The organism is Actinosynnema sp. (assembly GCF_052038725.1).
The window spans coordinates 1-1,948 of record NZ_JBQGCX010001326.1; the positions used below are offsets into that span (position 1 = coordinate 1).

Here is a 1,948-nt window from a genome sequence, read left to right on the forward strand (position 1 = left end):
GGGCCGCGAGGAAGATGATCATGCCCCAGCCGGCGTCCTTCCAGACGGCCTGCGCGGTCACGAGGAACAGGAACGTGTCGGGGTTGGTCATGATGTCGATGGGCTCGAGGCCGGCGTCGCGCAGCAGCGTGTTGACCAGACCGGCGCCGCCCAGCACCTGCTGGAAGATCGTGACCACCAGCACCCACGAGAAGAAGTGCGGCAGGTAGACGATCGACTGGATCGTGGTGCGCAACCAGGGCGTCAGGACCGCGTTGAGCAGCAGCGCCAGGGCGATCGGGATCGGGAAGAAGAACAGCAGCTGGATCCCGGTGATCGCCAGGGTGTTGCCGACCGCGTCCCAGAACGACGGCGTGGAGAACACGCGGACGAAGTTCCACCACCCGACGTACGGGCTCTCGGGGATCCCGACGTACGGCGAGTACTGCTGCCACGCGATGACGTTGCCCGCCAGCGGCAGGTAGGCGAACACCCCGAGCAGCACCACCGCCGGTGCCACCAGCACCAGCAGCTGCCAGTCGCGCCGCAACCGGGAGCCCAGCGAGACCGTGCGCTGCGGGGCCGACGCGTGCGAGCGGGCGGTGGTGGGCGGACGTTCCTCGACCGCGGTCACGCGATCTGCTCCAGGACGGACCCGAAGTACTCGCGCATCCGGTCCCCGCCGGCACGCCGCCACACGTCGACCTCGGCGTCGAGGTCGGCGAGCGGCCGGCGGCCGCGGATGATGTCGGCCTCCAGGTCGTAGAGCGGCTGGTCGAGCGCGGTGAACTCGGGCGGGCGGATCACCTGGTAGCCGAAGAACGGGCCCTCCACCGCCAGCGCGGCCTCCGCGGCGGCCCATGCGCAGTACTCGGGCACGAAGTCCGGGTTCGAGAAGTCGTACTTGGCCAGCGGCCCTGTGACGAGCGTGGAGAGCACGCCGGGGTGCTGCTCGGCCAGCGCGTCGGTGGGCACGGGGATGCCCTCGGCGTTCCGCTCGAAGTGCACGCCCTCGGCGCCGAAGTTGATGAGCTCCCACTCGGCCGAGCCGAAGGGGGCGGCGAGGAAGTTCGCGACGTCCAGCATCTCCTCGACCTTGGCCGGCTCCGACTTGCGCAGGAAGCTGAAGAAGTTGGCGGCGGAGCCGCGGTAGCGCATCGGCTCCCGGCCGCCGGCGGACAGCGCGGACAACGGGTGGAGGGTGCCGCCGGCCTCGCTCATCGTGGCGGCCATCTCGCCCCAGGCGCCCACGCCGTCGTAGTGGAGCACCACCGCGCCGGACGTGAACCGCTGCTTCGCGTCGCCGGCGCCCGCGACCGCGTCGGGGTGGGCCAAGCCGTCGGCGAACAGCTGTCGCTGGAACTCGAGGGCCTCCCGGTACTCGTCGGTCTCCCAGCGGTACTCGAGCGCGCCGTCGCGCACGCGCCAGTCCGGTGGCGCCCCGAACAGCAGGTTCGGTGCGGCGACAGCCAGGTCGTTCGTGGCCCAGCGCCCGCCGGCGGGGTCGGTGACCTCGCGCGCGACCTCGAGCAGCTCCTCGGCGGTGCGGGGCGGCTCGATGCCGAGCTCGGCGAGGAGGTCGGTGCGGGCGTACAACGCATCGGTGACGGTCTCGCCCTGCACCGGGATGCCGTAGAGCGCCCCTCGGAAGATCCCGAACTGCCACGCCGCCGTGGGCAGGTTGGCGAGGTTGGGCCAGCGGGCCACCTCGTCGCCGGCGAGCCAGGGCGTCAGGTCCTCGAACAGCGCCTCGGCGGCGAGGTCGAACTGCGGCGGCGGGTTCCAGCCGAACACCGACACCCAGTCGGCGACGTTGTCGGGCGAGGCGAAGACCGCGGCCTGCTTGTCCCGGTAGTCGTTGCCGGTGGTCATCTGGTAGCGGAGGGTGGTGCCGAGCGCCTCGTCGAGGGCGCGGGTGTAGTCGTTGTCGAGGTCGGACCGCACCGCGCTCCAGGTCGGCACCATCAGC

The 1,948-nt window shown here is 71.5% G+C and carries 1 protein-coding gene and 1 pseudogene; both read right to left on the reverse strand.

Going from position 1 to position 1,948, the window contains the following annotated elements; all coding sequences use genetic code 11:
• Positions 1 to 613 (reverse strand): annotated as a pseudogene (locus ACTUAL_RS27930) (sugar ABC transporter permease); the annotation flags it as partial.
• On the reverse strand, positions 610 to 1,948 hold a 1,339-nt coding region (locus ACTUAL_RS27935), incomplete at its 5' end, for an extracellular solute-binding protein (RefSeq protein ID WP_440902329.1). The gene ACTUAL_RS27935 and the pseudogene ACTUAL_RS27930, both read right to left, overlap by 4 nt.